This is a genomic window from Burkholderia sp. IDO3, assembly GCF_003366075.1.
GTDB lineage: Bacteria > Pseudomonadota > Gammaproteobacteria > Burkholderiales > Burkholderiaceae > Burkholderia > Burkholderia anthina.
Window position 1 is genome coordinate 509,170 of sequence record NZ_CP028963.1, and the last position, 14,811, is coordinate 523,980.

The following is a 14,811-nucleotide window of genomic DNA, read 5'->3' on the forward strand; positions in this document are numbered from 1 at the left end:
GCCTTCAAATGCCGCCCAAGCAGGGGTGCCCGCCAAGCCACACCTCATACATACCGTTCGCGGCGTTGCCCATGCGCGCAGCTACATCTCGCGAAGCCAACAGCACCATCACGGGTGCATCCAGCGCGTCCTGAGCTGTTTCTACGCATATCTCCGTACATTTGCGCCCAAAAAACGCCCAAAAAGGCAATGCACCGGGCTCGCCGAGGCAACTCGCCGGCACCCTTCGTCATGTATTCGTCCGTCGATATTGCCGCACCAGTCTATCGAAGCCGCGTCGAGATCAACCATTCCCCCATTTCGCTTTTTCGCAAAACAGACCGGAAATCCGTGCGAAATGAAGCCTTATTCGGTACGGCCACGTAAAATTCGCGAATCTCCATCCCCGCACCCATAACGATGAACGCCGCCACCCAGATAGCCCGGGCCGTTTGCCCTCACGATTGCCCGGATACATGCGCAATGCGCGTGACCGTCGAGAACGGCAAGGCGATCAAGGTCACGGGCGATCCGGATCATCCGCCCACGCAAGGCGTGTTGTGCACGAAAGTCAGTCGATACGCTGACCGCGTCCATCATCCGGATCGCCTCACCGTTCCGCTCAAGCGTGTCGGTGCGAAGGGGGAAGGGCGCTTCGTGCCGATCAGCTGGAGCGAAGCATTCGATGAAATCGGTCGCCGCCTCGGAGAAATCGCCGCGCGCGCGCCGGAGGCGATCGTGCCGTACAGCTACGCGGGAACGATGGGGCTCGTGCAGGGCGAAGGCATCGCGCAGCGATTCTTCCACAAACTCGGTGCCTCCCGGCTCGAGCGTACGATCTGCGCGGCGGCCGGTGCGGCGGGCCTGCGCTACACGTACGGTGGCAGCGTCGGGATGCATCTCGAGCATTTCGAGGAAAGCGAACTGATCCTGATCTGGGGCGCCAATCCGATCGCATCGAGCCTGCATTTCTGGACTCGGGCGCAGGAAGCCAAGCGTCGCGGCGCACGCCTGGTCGCGATCGACCCCTATCGCTCGCTGACGGCCGAAAAGTGCCATCAGCACATTGCGTTGAAACCGGGCACCGACGGAGCCTTCGCGCTCGGCATGATGCACGTGCTGATCACCGAGGATCTGCTCGATCACGACTACATCGCGCAGCATACGCTCGGCTTCGATGCACTCAAGGCGCGAGCCTTGTCCTATCCGCCGGAGCGCGTCGCGCAGATCTGCGGTATCGACGCGTCGGAGCTCGTCGAACTCGCGCGTCGTTACGGCGCGACCCGCAAGGCATCGATTCGCCTCAATTACGGCATGCAGCGCGTGCGCGGCGGCGGCAACGCCGTGCGCGCGATCGCGAGCCTGCCCGCGCTGACGGGCGCATGGCGAGATCGGGCAGGCGGGTTGCTGCTGTCGTCGTCGGAATCCGCGCCGGTCAATCAGGCGGCGCTGCTGCGCCCCGACCTGATGCCCGGATGGCCGCACAAACTGCCGCGCATCATCAACATGAACGCGATCGGCGACGCGCTACTGCATCCGGGCGACACAGCATTCGGCCCGAAGGTCGAAGCGGTGATGGTCTACAACTCGAATCCGGTGGCTGTCGCGCCGGACTCGTCGAAGGTCGCGGCGGGTTTCGCGCGAGAAGATCTGTTCACCGTCGTTCTCGAGCATTTCAGGACAGATACGGTCGATTTCGCCGACATTGTGTTGCCGGCTACGACGCAGCTCGAACATCTCGACGTCCACAAATCGTACGGTCACACCTACGTGATGGCGAATCTGCCCGCGATTGCGCCGGTGGGCGACGCGCGGCCGAACACCGAGATCTTTCGCGGGATCGCGCGCAGCATGGGGCTCGACGAGCCCGCGCTTTATCACAGTGACGAAGACGTCGCGCGCGCGGCACTTCGTTGGGATGACCCCGCGCTCGACAGCGACTGGGACACACTGAAGCGCGCCGGGTGGCTCAAGCTCAACGTGGCGGACGCGCCGTTCGCGAACGGCGGCTTCCGCACGCCGTCCGGCAAGTGCGAGTTCTACAGCGCACGGCTCGAGCAGATGGGCATGGATCCGGTGCCGGACTACCTGCCGCCCTTCGAATCGAAGGAAGCAGCGCCGGAACTCGCCGCCCGCTATCCGCTCGCGATGATTTCGCCGCCGGCCCGGCACTTCCTGAACAGCACGTTCGTGAACGTGGACAGCCTGCGCAACACGGAAGGCCAGCCGCGTCTCGATATCCATCCGACCGACGCCGACGCGCGCGATATCGGCGACGGCGACCTCGTCCGCGTCTTCAACGACCGCGGATCGATGCAGGCGCTCGCGCGGGTGACCGATCGCGCGCGTGCCGGACTCGTCGTCGGGTTGTCGATCTGGTGGAAGAAGCTCTCGCCGGACGGCCGGAACGCAAATGAAGTGACCAGTCAGGCCTTGACTGATCTCGGCAATTCGGCGACGTTTTACGATTGCCTTGTGGAAGTAGAGCGGACTTGACCGGATTTATGCGTATGATCAGACGAATTCGTCTGAAAGTTCGAAGTGGGCATCTAACCCTGTTGTTTCTGGACGGGCGAGCCGCTACGATGCGTTTTAGCACGACCATTCGAAAATCTGTGAGGAGACGCGCGGCATGGACAAAATTTGGCTGAAATCGTACCCACCCGGCGTTCCAGCCGAAATTGACGCGTCTCCGTATCCATCCATTCCGGATCTCCTCGACGAAAGCTTCCGGCAGTACCGCGACCGCAAGGCGTTCGTCTGCATGGGCAAGAGCATCACGTATGGCGAACTCGACGCGTTGTCGCGCCAGTTCGGCGCGTGGCTGCAGTCGCGCGGTCTGAAACGCGGCGCGCGCGTCGCGCTCATGATGCCGAACGTGCTGCAGTATCCGGTGGCGATCGTCGCGGTGCTTCGCGCGGGCTACACCGTCGTCAACGTGAACCCGCTCTATACGCCGCGTGAACTCGAACACCAACTGAAGGACAGCGGGGCGGAAGCGATCGTCATCCTCGAGAACTTCGCGTCGACGCTTCAGGCCGTCATCGCGAATACCGCGGTCAAGCATGTCGTGGTCGCGTCGATGGGCGATCTGCTGGGCATCAAGGGCTGGCTCGTCAACTACGTCGTGCGCAACGTGAAGAAGATGGTGCCGGCCTGGCAGCTTCCGTCGTTTACGCGCTTCAAGGCCGCACTGTCGGAAGGCGCGCGGCAGACGTTCAAGCCGCAGAAGCTCGGCCCCGACGACGTCGCGTTCCTGCAGTACACGGGCGGTACGACGGGTGTCGCGAAGGGCGCGACGCTGCTGCACCGGAACATCGTGTCGAACGTGCTGCAGGCCGGCGCGTGGCACCATCCCGCCCACGAGAAGTACCCCGACGTAAAGCAGTTCGTGACGGTTGTCGCGCTGCCGCTTTATCACGTGTTCGCATTGACCGTCTGCGGCTTCCTGACGATGCGCACGGGCGGCATGGGGATCCTGATCCCGAATCCGCGCGACATCGGCGGCATGATCAAGGAGTTGAAGGGGTACCAGATTTCGACGATTCCGGCCGTCAACACGCTGTACAACGCGCTGCTGAATCATCCCGAATTCAACCAGCTCGACCTGTCGAAGCTCGTGATCGCCAACGGTGGCGGCATGGCGATCCAGGAAGGCGTCGCGAAGCGCTGGTACGAGAAGACCCATACCGCGATCGTCGAAGGGTACGGCTTGTCGGAAACGTCGCCGGTGGCGACCTGCAACCCCGTGACGGCGACCGAGTATAGCGGGACGATCGGCCTGCCGCTGCCGTCGACCGAGGTTGCGATTCGCGACGACGCGGGTAACGACGTCGCGCTCGGCGAACCCGGCGAGATTTGCATCCGCGGGCCGCAGGTCATGGCCGGCTACTGGAATCGGCCGGACGAAACCGCGAAGGTCATGTTCCCGGACGGTTTCTTCAAGACGGGCGATGTCGGCGTGATGGACACGCGCGGTTACGTGAAGATCGTCGACCGGAAGAAGGACATGATCCTCGTATCCGGCTTCAACGTGTATCCGAACGAGGTCGAGGATGTGGTGGCGTCGCACCCGGGCGTATTCGAGGTGGCGGCCGTCGGCGTGCCGGACGAGCACTCGGGCGAAGCCGTGAAGCTGTTCGTCGTGAAGAAGGACCCGGCACTCACCGACAAGGACATCCTCGCGTACTGCAAGGAGCGGCTCACCGGCTACAAGCGTCCGAAACTCGTCGAGTTCCGCACCGAGCTGCCGAAGACGAACGTCGGCAAGATCCTGCGGCGCGAACTGCGCGACGGCCGCGCGTAACACCGACGTCGAATGAACGAGCCCGGCATGTGCCGGGCTTTTTCTTTTGTGGCGGGCGAGCGGCAGATACCGTTGCCGCCGTCACCTGACGTGGCCTGAACGCCATGTGTTGGACGTGCGCCGACGGTGCTGACGGAACGCATCCCGCCGGACCGTCGGTGGCCGCTTCACCATCGAGCGCGGCAGTCGCTGCCGTACTTCAACGCGTGCGCGGTGCAGCGCCCGCGAGCCAATCGATCGGCGACGCATTGCCGCGAGACGCACCCCGAGCGCCGCCCCAGACTTTCGGACCGCAAAAGAAAAAGGCGCCCGAAGGCGCCTTCAATATGCTGCGGCTTGTCAGGCAAGCTGATTAGAACTTGTGACGGATGCCGACGCGCGCTGCGACCTGGTTGCTCGTGGTCGACGGGTCGAGGCCGTTGATCGAAGCCGTCGCCTTGATGACGTTGCCGTTCGCGTCGAGCGCGTTGCCCGATGCATGCTGATACACGCCGATCACGTAGACGTCCGTGCGCTTCGACAGGAAGTAGTCGATGCCCGCCGAGCCTTGATGGTATTTGGCAGCCGACGCGCCGTCGATCTTGCTGCCTTGCGTGTAGTCGTACGCTGCACCGAGGATCAACGCCGGGGTCAACTGATACTTGAAGTTGATTTCGCCGTTGTTGAACGTCGCGGTCTGGTTCACGAACTGGCCGGCCGAGAAGCCCTTGAACTTGATGTTCGAGTACGTCGCACCGATCGTCGCTGCACCGAACGTGTACGCGCCGCCTGCACCGATGACCTGGTACGTGTTCGCGTTGTTCGCATATGCGCCGTAGACCGGCGACGACACGGCCGTCGTTGCAGCCGACGAACCGTTGTTGAACATGCCGCCGAAGTTGCCCGGCGTGCGTGCGTTCAAGTAGCCGACGCCCAAGACCAGCGGGCCGTTGTTGTAGCCGGCGCCGAGCGACCAGACCTGGTTCTTCGAGAACTGGCCGGCTTGACCGCCGAAGCTGTACAGGCCGCCGAACGAGAAGCCGCCGTAGTTCTGGCTCGTGAACTTGACCGCGTTGTTTACGCGATAAGCGTTGTTGAAGTTGTCGAGGTCGCCCGGGTGTGCAGCGATATAGCCGCCCCACTGGTCGCCTGCCTCGAGCGGGCCGACGAAGTCGACGACGGAGTCGTACTGACGACCCAGCGTGACCGTACCGTATTGGCTCGACAGGCCGACGTAAGCTTGACGGCCGAACATCAGGCCGCCCTGGCCGAGCTTGCCGGAGTTGACGTCGAAACCGTTTTCGAGCACGAAGATCGCCTTCAGGCCGCTGCCCAGATCTTCGGTTCCGCGCAGGCCGAAGCGGCTGCCTTGCAGCACGCCGCTCGACAGGCCGTAGAGGTGGCCGCCCTTGGCGTTGTTGTTGAAGATGAAACCTTCATCGATGATGCCGTAAAGCGTCACGCTGCTTTGCGCATGGGCTGCGCCAGCAAACGCGCCCAGCGCGACGAGCGCAAGAAGCGACTTTTTCATTAACGGATCTCCAAGAATCACTGAATTATTTTTTGGCGGGGCGGATAGTTATGTTGTGTTGACGGGCCCCATCAACTTCACAAGAAGTCGCACGTAATGTAGCAAAACCGTTTTTTGCCACAAAGCGAAATGCCGCACCTCAAGGTCGCCATGTTTCCTTTATGCAACAATGGTTAAAATCACGGGTTAACCGCAATTTCCGCTGAATAATCAAGTCGGTTACGCAGCGGAACACGTGTCCTTGCCGCCCGCGGCAGCGCACGCAGCCAGGAGAAACAGGATGGTGTTGGATGAACTGATCAGCGAATTCGATCGCGGCCTGCGATCGTTGACCGGCGTGAGCCGGATGAGCCGCGCCGTGCCCGTGCCGGCGGAGGCGCCGGCCGGCGAACTCACGCCCGCGGAGCGCACGCATGCTGCCGGACTCATGCGCGTGAATCATGTCGGCGAGGTGTGCGCACAGGCGCTCTACCAGGCGCAGAAGCTGACCGCGCGCTCGTCGTCGTCGAAGGCGATGTTCGAGGAAGCCGCGCGCGAGGAGGAGGACCATCTCGCATGGACCGCGCATCGGCTGAAGGAACTCGATTCGCGCCCGAGCATGCTCAACCCGCTGTGGTACGTCGGCGCGCTCGCGATCGGCGTGGCAGCCGGTACGCTGGGTGACAAGGTCAGCCTCGGCTTCATGGCGGAAACCGAGCGGCAGGTCGAGAGCCACCTCGACTCTCATCTGTCCGAACTGCCAGTGACCGACACGGCGTCGCGCGCGATCGTCGAGCAGATGCGTGCCGACGAGGAGAAACACGGCAAGGCCGCGACCGACGCCGGCGGAATCGAACTGCCGCTGCCCGCGCGCATGCTGATGCGCGCCGCGTCGAAAGTCATGACGAGCACTGCGTACTATCTCTGAGATTTGGGCCGGGCGGCGCACGACGCCGCCCCGGTCCGCCGTCCCCGATACCGCCCGTTTTTTCCGCGTTTTCCCGCCCCCGAAAGCCCCGTCCGAACGCCAGTCTGGCCCGCCTTTCTCACGTATCACCTTCACAAGTTGCACTAGCTCATTCATTTATAACGGTTTTTGGAATGAGGGGCCGCATGAGCATGTTCGCGTAAGTCCTTGTTCTAACTAACAAAATTCGTCAAAAAACCGGGCCGCTCCCTTGACCGTGCCAAACCCTTCCTCTAAAGTGGGAGACAGTGTGAGAAAGTGTATTTTTGTGTGATTTGGCGGGCTATTCCGGCTAAATTCTGAGCATTGAGCGGGTGCTTCGGTGCCCTGAACGGGAGAGCGGAAAAGTGTTCCAAGGGGCGTCGGCGCTGACGCTCGATGCGAAAGGGCGGATGTCGGTGCCGGCTCGCTATCGCGAAGCGCTGCAAGGACAGGCAGAAGGACGGGTGACTGTGACCAAGCACCCGGACGGCTGCCTGTTGCTGTTTCCACGCCCTGAATGGGAAGTATTCCGCGCCAAGATCGCCGCGCTGCCGATGGACGCACATTGGTGGCGGCGGATTTTTCTCGGGAATGCGATGGATGTCGATCTCGACAGCGCGGGCCGGATTCTTGTGTCGCCCGAGCTGCGAATGGCAGCCGGACTGGAAAAGGAAGTCATGTTGTTGGGAATGGGTAGTCACTTCGAGCTGTGGGATTCGCAGACCTACATCGCGAAGGAGCAGGCAGCGATGGCGCAGGGCATGCCCGACGCGCTGAAGAATTTCACGTTCTGATTGCGGTGACGGAGACGCCCGCGATGGGAAACGAATTGCAGCATCGGACCGTGTTGCTGGACGAGGCGGTCGAGTCGCTCGTGACGCGATCGGACGGCATTTATGTCGACGGCACGTTCGGGCGGGGCGGGCATAGCCGCGCGGTACTCGCGCGGCTCGCGCCCACCGGACGACTGATCGCGTTCGACAAGGATCCGAGGGCGATCGAGACGGCGCAGCGCATCGAGGATGCGCGCTTCTCGATCGTGCATGACAGCTTTGCATCGATGCGCGACGCGCTTGCGGCGCGCGGCGTCGAGAAAGTATCGGGTGTGTTGCTGGACCTGGGCGTGTCCTCGCCGCAGGTGGACGATCCGGCGCGCGGCTTCAGCTTTCGCGCGGATGGTCCGCTGGACATGCGAATGGATCCGACGCGCGGCGAGTCGGCCGCTGAATGGCTCGCACGGGCATCGGTGCAGGAACTGACGGAGGTGATACGAGATTATGGGGAAGAACGGTTTGCTTTTCAGATTGCAAAGGCGCTTGTTGCTCGCCGGGCAGAGTCCGACCGTCTTGGGCCTCTCGACACCACGGGCGAGCTTGCCCAAATCGTGGGTCACGTCGTCAAAACCCGTGAGAAGGGCAAGGATCCGGCAACCCGCACCTTTCAGGCTATACGGATTCACGTCAATCAAGAGCTTGCGGACCTGCAAGTCGTACTAGACGCGGCATTGTCGTTGCTGGAGCAAGGGGGGCGGCTGGTGGTCATCAGCTTTCATTCACTCGAGGACCGGATCGTCAAGCGATTCATGCAGGCGCACGCGAGTGCGCCTGCGGTCGATCGTCGCCTGCCGATCCGTGCCGTCGATCTCCCGAGCCCGCCGCTCAAGATAATCAGCCGTCAGTTTCCGAGCGAAGCGGAAGTCGTCGCGAATCCGCGTGCCCGGTCGGCCGTGATGCGCATCGCGGAGCGCGTCACGCCATGAGCCGCTTCAATATCTTTCTGTTGATCATCGTGATGGGGTGCGCGCTGTCGGTCGTCAACTCGACGAATCAGCAGCGCCAGTTCTTCATCCAGTTGCAGCGCGCGCAGTCGCAGGAGCGTCAGCTCCAGCAGGACTACGCGCAGCTTCAGTATCAGCAGAGCGCGCTGTCGAAGACCTCGCGCATCGAGCAACTCGCGAACGATTCGCTGAAGATGCAGCCGATCACGACGGGCCGTACCCAATACCTGACGCTGCCGCCGGGTGCCGTGAAGGCGATCGACGCACCGATTCCCGCTTCGGCCGATGCGGCCACCAAGGGCAAGGGAGGCGCGCGATGAAACCGTCGCAAAAGCGCCAGAACGTGAAATTCTCGTCGAGCCCGGTGCTCGGCGTGCACCTGCCGATGTGGCGCTCGAAGCTTGTCGTGTTCCTGCTGTTCATGGCGTTCGTCGCGCTGGCCGCGCGGGCGTTCTGGATCCAGGGGCCGGGCAACGCGTTCTATCAGAAGCAGGGCGAAAGCCGCTACCAGCGGACGCTCGAGCTGCCGGCCACGCGCGGCAAGATTCTCGACCGTAACGGGCTCGTGCTCGCGACGAGCCTGCCCGTGCGCGCGATCTGGGCGATTCCCGACGCGGTGCCCGACGATCTCGACGCGGGCAAGATCAACCAGCTCGGCAAGCTCCTCGGCATGACGCCGAAGGAACTGCGCGTGAAGCTGTCGGAAGACAAGGGTTTCGTCTACGTCAAGCGCCAGGTGCCGATCGACGTCGCGGACAAGGTCGCGGCACTCGATATCCCGGGCATCTACCAGCGCAACGAATACAAGCGCTTTTATCCGGAAGGCGAGATCACCGCCCACCTGATCGGCTTCACGAACGTCGAGGACGAAGGGCAGGAAGGCGTCGAACTGGGCGACCAGAAGATGCTGTCCGGCACGTCGGGCGTGCGCCGCGTGATCAAGGACCGGATGGGGCACATCGTCGAGGACGTTGCCGAACAGATCCCGCCGCACAACGGGACGGACGTCGACCTGTCGATCGACAGCAAGATCCAGTACATCGCGTACGCGAACCTGAAGGCCGCCGTCGAGAAGTTCAAGGCGAAGGCCGGCGCGGCGATGGTCGTCGACGTGCGTACCGGCGAGGTGCTCGCGCTGGTCAACTATCCGACCTACAACCCGAACGACCGCTCGCACCTGACGGGCGAGCAGTTGCGCAACCGGATCCTCACCGACGTGTTCGAGCCGGGCTCGATCATGAAGCCGTTCACGGTATCGCTCGCGCTCGACCTGCATCGCGTGACGCCGAACACGCTCGTCGAAACGGGCAACGGGCACTTCGTGCTCGACGGCGCACCGATCAGCGACGATGCGGGCTTCGGCACGCTGACGGTCGGTGGCGTGATCCAGAAGTCGAGCAACATCGGCGCGACCAAGATCGCGATGACGATGCGGCCCGAGGAAATGTGGGATATGTATACCAGCATTGGTCTCGGCCAGGCGCCGAAGGTCGGTTTCCCGGGCGCCGCGGCCGGCCGCCTGCGCCCGTGGAAGAGCTGGCGCCGCATCGAGCAGGCGACGATGTCGTACGGCTACGGCCTGTCGGTGTCGCTGTTCCAGCTGGCGCGCGCGTACACCGCGATCGCGCACGACGGTGAAGAGATGCCGGTGACCATTTTCAAGACCGACCCCAACCAGAAGATCACGGGTACGCAGGTGTTCTCGGCGAACACCGCGCGCGAAGTGCGCACGATGCTCGAGACCGTGGTCGCGCCGGGCGGCACGTCGCCGGACGCCGCCGTGCCCGGCTATCGCGTCGGCGGCAAGAGCGGTACCGCGTACAAGCACGAAGGCCACGGCTACACGCGCAAGTACCGCGCGTCGTTCGTCGGGATGGCGCCGATGCCGAATCCGCGCATCGTGGTCGCGGTGTCGGTCGACGAACCGACCGCCGGCAGCCACTTCGGCGGCCAGGTGTCGGGCCCCGTATTCTCGGCGATCGCGGGCGATACGCTGCGCGCGCTGAACGTGCCGCCGAACATGCCGATCAAGCAGCTCGTCGTGTCCGACGATACGCCGGGCGCGCCTGCGGACAAGCCGGGCCCGCAGAAGCTGGCGGCAGGCGGCACCGCGAAGCATATGATCGTGTCCAGCACGACGCGTAATTCACCAGGAGTCGTTCGATGAGCGCCGCCCGCAGTTCCCATCCGGCGCATCAGCAGATCGCAGCCGCGCTCGCGTGGCTGCGTCAGCATGTGGCCCCCGCGGCGCAGTTGCATGCCGACACGCGCAGCCTGCAGGCCGGCGACGTGTTCGTCGGCTATGCGGTCGACGGGGCAGACAATCGCGCTTTCATTGCCGACGCGGTGGCTCGTGGCGCGGCCGCCGTGCTGTATCAGCCGGACGGTCTCGCAGCGGCACCGGCCGCGCCCGTTGCGCTCGCGGTGCCGGCGCTCGACCAGCTGGCCGGCGAGATCGCCAGCGGCTGGTATGGCGATCCGAGCGACAGCCTGCTCGCGGTCGGCGTGACCGGGACGAACGGCAAGACGTCGTGCACGCAATGGATTGCCGCCGCGCTGACGGCGCTGCACCAGCCGTGCGCGCTGATCGGCACGCTCGGCACCGGCATGCCGGGCCATCTGGTACCGACGGGCTTCACGACGCCGGACGCGCCGCAACTACAGCGCAGCCTCGCGCAACTGCGCGACGCGGGCGCGAAGGCCATCGCGATGGAGGTGTCGTCGCACGCGCTGCATCAGGGGCGGGTGAACGGTACGGCCTTCGACATCGCCGTATTCACGAACCTCACGCAGGATCACCTCGATTATCACGGCACGTTCGACGCGTACGAAGCCGCGAAGGCGAAACTGTTCGCGTGGCGCGGGCTGCGCGCTGTGGTCGTCAACCGCGACGACGCTGCCGGCCGCCGCCTGCTCGAGAAGCTGGCCGGCCGCGTGCGCACGATCGCATACGGGATCGGCGACGCGCAGGCACCTGACGCCGATCGCGAACTGATCGCGCTCGACGTGCGCGCGACCGCCACGGGCACCGCATTTCACCTGCGCTCGTCGTGGGGCGACACGGACGTCGAAGTCGGCACGCTCGGCACGTTCAACGTCAGCAACCTGCTCGCGGTGCTCGGCTCGCTGCTCGCGGCCGACGTGCCGTTCGACGCGGCGGTGGCCGAGATTGCACGGCTCGAGCCCGTCAACGGCCGGATGCAGCGTCTTGGCGGCCGCCTGCAGAACGACGAACCGCTGGTCGTGATCGACTATGCGCATACGCCCGACGCGCTCGAGAAGACGCTCGACGCGCTGCGCCCGATCGCCGCGGCGCGCGGCGGCAAGCTCGTCTGCATGTTCGGCTGCGGCGGCGATCGCGATGCGACGAAGCGCCCGCTGATGGGCGCGATCGCCGAGCGGCTCGCCGATGAAATCGTCGTCACGAGCGACAACCCGCGCAGCGAGGATCCGCAGCGCATCATCGACCAGGTCATCGCGGGCATGACCGCGCCCGATCACGCACGCCGCATCGAGGATCGCGCGAGCGCGATCCTGCAGGCCGTGCGCGGAGCCGCCCGCGAGGATGTCGTCGTGCTGGCCGGCAAGGGCCACGAGGCGACGCAGGAAATCATGGGCAAGAAACGCACGTTCTCCGATCAGGATCACGCGCGGCTCGCACTCGCGGCCCGCGCGACGCACGGCAAGGGAGGCGGCGAATGACGATGCTCAGTCTCGGCGAAGCCGCCCGCCTGATCCCGGGCGCCGCCGTTCACGGCGATCCGGCCACCACGTTCGAGCGCGTCTCGACGGACAGCCGCACGGTCGGCCCCGGCGACCTGTTCGTCGCGCTGAAAGGCGAGCGCTTCGATGCGCACGACTTCCTCGGCGACGTGGCCGCGCGTGGCGCGGCTGCGGCGCTCGTCGCGCATGCGCCGGAGGGCCTCGCGATGCCGGTCATCGAAGGTGGCGAAACGCGTGCCGCGCTCGGCGCGCTCGCGCACGGCTGGCGCAAGCAATTCGCCGTGCCGCTCGTCGCGGTGACGGGCAGCAACGGCAAGACGACCGTGAAGGAAATGATCGCGTCGATCTTCGCTGCGGCAGTCGGCGCCGATGCAAGACTCGCCACGGCCGGCAACCTGAACAACGACATCGGCGTGCCGCTGACGCTGCTGCGTCTGTCGGCCGCGCATCGCATCGCGGTGATCGAGCTCGGGATGAACCACCCGGGCGAGACCGAGATCCTCGCGCGCATCGCGGCGCCGACCGTTGCGCTCGTCAACAACGCGCAGCGCGAGCACCAGGAATTCATGGCGACGGTCGAAGCCGTCGCACTCGAACACGCGGCGGTGATCCACGCGCTGACGCCGGACGGCGTCGCGGTGTTTCCGGCGGACGACGCGTACGCCGGCATCTGGCGTGTCGCGGCGACCGGCAACCGGATTCTCGATTTCGCGCTGCACGACGCCGATCGGCAGGTCGATGCGCAGGTCACGGGCCGTCTGCACGGCGGCGAGCTTGCGATCGACACGCCGGCAGGCGCGGTGACGTTGCGGCTGCGCGCGCTCGGCGAGCACAACGCCCGCAACGCGCTGGCGGCTACGGCCGCGGCGCTCGCCGCTGGGGTCGAGCTGGCGGCGATCAAGCAGGGCCTCGAATCGTTCGAGCCGGTGAAGGGCCGCCTGCAGGTCCGGAAGGCGAGCGCCGGCAGTCTCGCAGGTGCGACGATCGTCGACGACACCTACAACGCGAACCCCGACTCGATGCGCGCGGCGATCGACGTGCTGGCCGCGCAACCGGCGCCGCGGGTGCTGGTGATCGGCGACATGGGTGAAGTCGGCGACGAAGGACCGGCATTTCACCGCGAGATCGGCGCATATGCGCGTGAGCGCGGAATCGATGCGCTGTTCGCGCTCGGCGACGCGTCGCGCGATGCCTGTACCGCATACGGCGGCACGGCCCGCCATTTCGGCGACGTCGGCACGCTGGTCGATACGCTGCTCGCAGCGGGCTACGGCGCGCGGGCGACGGTGCTCGTGAAGGGCTCGCGGTATATGAAGATGGAGCGCGTGGTCGACGCGCTGACGAACCAACCCGCGGCGGGCACGGTGCCCGCCGCACACTGAGTAGAAGGAAGGAAGCATGCTGCTGGCGCTGGCGCAATGGCTGCAAGGAGACGCAAGCTTTTTGCGCTTGTTCACGTACCTGACGTTCCGTGCGGTGATGGCCACCATCACGGCGCTCGGGATCGGGCTCGTGTGCGGACCGTGGGTGATCCGCAAGCTGACGCAAATGAAGGTCGGGCAGGCCGTGCGCAAGGACGGCCCGCAGAGTCACCTCGTCAAGTCCGGCACGCCGACGATGGGCGGCGTGCTGATCCTGATCGGCATCGCGGTCGCGACGCTGCTGTGGGGCGACCTGACGAACCGCTTCATATGGATCGTGATGCTCGTCACGTTCGGCTTCGGCGTGATCGGCTGGGTCGACGACTACCGCAAGGTCGTCCACAAGGACCCGCGCGGGATGTCGTCGCGCGAAAAGTATTTCTGGCAGTCGGTGATCGGCCTGTTCGCGGCGGTCTATCTTGCCTTCAGCGTGTCCGAGGCGAACAACGTGCGCGTGTTCGACCTGTTCATGGCGTGGGTGAGGAGCGGCCTGTCGATGGGGCTGCCCGCGCGTGCCGACCTGATGTTGCCGTTCCTGAAATCGATCAGCTATCCGCTCGGTGTCTGGGGCTTCATCGTGCTGACCTATTTCGTGATCGTCGGCGCGAGCAACGCGGTAAACCTGACCGACGGCCTCGACGGTCTCGTGATCATGCCGGTCGTACTGGTCGGCGCATCGCTCGGCGTGTTCGCGTACGTGATGGGTAGCTCGGTCTATTCGAAATACCTGCTGTTTCCGCACATTCCGGGCGCGGGCGAACTGCTGATCTTCTGTTCCGCGATGGGCGGGGCAGGGCTCGCGTTCCTCTGGTACAACACGCACCCCGCCCAGGTGTTCATGGGCGACGTCGGTGCGTTGGCGCTCGGCGGCGCGCTCGGCACGGTCGCGGTGATCGTGCGCCAGGAAATCGTGCTGTTCATCATGGGCGGCATCTTCGTCGCGGAAACGTTGTCGGTGATGCTGCAGGTGTCGTGGTTCAAGTACACGAAGAAGCGTTACGGCGAAGGGCGCCGCCTGCTGAAGATGGCGCCGCTGCATCACCATTTCGAATTGTCCGGCTGGAAGGAAACGCAGGTGGTGGTGCGTTTCTGGATCATCACGTTGATGCTGTGCCTGTTCGGTCTGTCCACCCTCAAGTTGCGGTAAAGGAAAGGTAACAAGGATGT

At 64.6% G+C, this 14,811-nt stretch carries 11 protein-coding genes; 10 read left to right on the plus strand and 1 reads right to left on the minus strand.

Annotated features, from left to right (window positions below; translation table 11 throughout):
* The first annotated feature begins 399 nt into the window (after positions 1-399).
* Together DCN14_RS16885 and DCN14_RS16890 are read left to right on the plus strand one after the other, a co-directional pair.
* On the plus strand, positions 400-2,475 hold the full coding sequence (locus tag DCN14_RS16885) for a molybdopterin oxidoreductase family protein (protein ID WP_096506130.1): 2,076 nt from the start codon (positions 400-402) through the stop codon (positions 2,473-2,475).
* 136 nt (positions 2,476-2,611) lie between these two features.
* Positions 2,612-4,285 carry a long-chain fatty acid--CoA ligase gene (locus tag DCN14_RS16890; protein ID WP_096506132.1) on the plus strand — a complete coding sequence of 558 codons (1,674 nt, stop codon included), beginning with the start codon at positions 2,612-2,614 and terminating at the stop codon, positions 4,283-4,285.
* A 352-nt stretch (positions 4,286-4,637) separates the two neighbouring features.
* Here DCN14_RS16890 and DCN14_RS16895 read toward each other — a convergent pair whose 3' ends face one another.
* Positions 4,638-5,795: a porin gene (locus DCN14_RS16895; RefSeq protein WP_096506134.1), complete on the minus strand. Its 1,158-nt coding sequence runs from the start codon at positions 5,793-5,795 to the stop codon at positions 4,638-4,640.
* A gap of 280 nt (positions 5,796-6,075) precedes the next feature.
* Between DCN14_RS16895 and coq7 the strand changes: the two genes are divergently transcribed.
* The 8 genes from coq7 (at position 6,076) to mraY (ending at position 14,791) form a co-directional block, all read left to right on the plus strand.
* Positions 6,076-6,702, plus strand: a complete 627-nt coding sequence (coq7, locus tag DCN14_RS16900; protein ID WP_096506136.1) for a 2-polyprenyl-3-methyl-6-methoxy-1,4-benzoquinone monooxygenase — start codon at positions 6,076-6,078, stop codon at positions 6,700-6,702.
* Positions 6,703-7,088: 386 nt separating this feature from the next.
* Complete coding sequence (gene mraZ / locus DCN14_RS16905; protein WP_006400450.1) at positions 7,089-7,517, plus strand: division/cell wall cluster transcriptional repressor MraZ; 429 nt, start codon at positions 7,089-7,091, stop codon at positions 7,515-7,517.
* A gap of 23 nt (positions 7,518-7,540) precedes the next feature.
* Entirely contained in the window at positions 7,541-8,482 is a 942-nt protein-coding gene (gene rsmH / locus DCN14_RS16910; RefSeq protein WP_096506138.1) for a 16S rRNA (cytosine(1402)-N(4))-methyltransferase RsmH, read from the plus strand.
* Entirely contained in the window at positions 8,479-8,820 is a 342-nt protein-coding gene (gene ftsL / locus DCN14_RS16915) for a cell division protein FtsL (protein WP_096506140.1), read from the plus strand. The genes rsmH and ftsL overlap by 4 nt, the downstream gene beginning before the upstream one ends.
* Complete coding sequence (locus DCN14_RS16920) at positions 8,817-10,667, plus strand: penicillin-binding protein 2 (protein ID WP_096506142.1); 1,851 nt, start codon at positions 8,817-8,819, stop codon at positions 10,665-10,667. The genes ftsL and DCN14_RS16920 overlap by 4 nt, the downstream gene beginning before the upstream one ends.
* On the plus strand, positions 10,664-12,202 hold the full coding sequence (locus tag DCN14_RS16925; protein WP_096506144.1) for a UDP-N-acetylmuramoyl-L-alanyl-D-glutamate--2,6-diaminopimelate ligase: 1,539 nt from the start codon (positions 10,664-10,666) through the stop codon (positions 12,200-12,202). Before DCN14_RS16920 ends, DCN14_RS16925 begins: the two co-directional genes overlap by 4 nt.
* Entirely contained in the window at positions 12,199-13,605 is a 1,407-nt protein-coding gene (murF, locus tag DCN14_RS16930; RefSeq protein WP_096506146.1) for a UDP-N-acetylmuramoyl-tripeptide--D-alanyl-D-alanine ligase, read from the plus strand. Before DCN14_RS16925 ends, murF begins: the two co-directional genes overlap by 4 nt.
* A 16-nt stretch (positions 13,606-13,621) precedes the next feature.
* Positions 13,622-14,791, plus strand: coding sequence for a phospho-N-acetylmuramoyl-pentapeptide-transferase (gene mraY, locus DCN14_RS16935; protein ID WP_096506148.1), 1,170 nt, complete (start codon positions 13,622-13,624; stop codon positions 14,789-14,791).
* Positions 14,792-14,811: the final 20 nt, after the last annotated feature.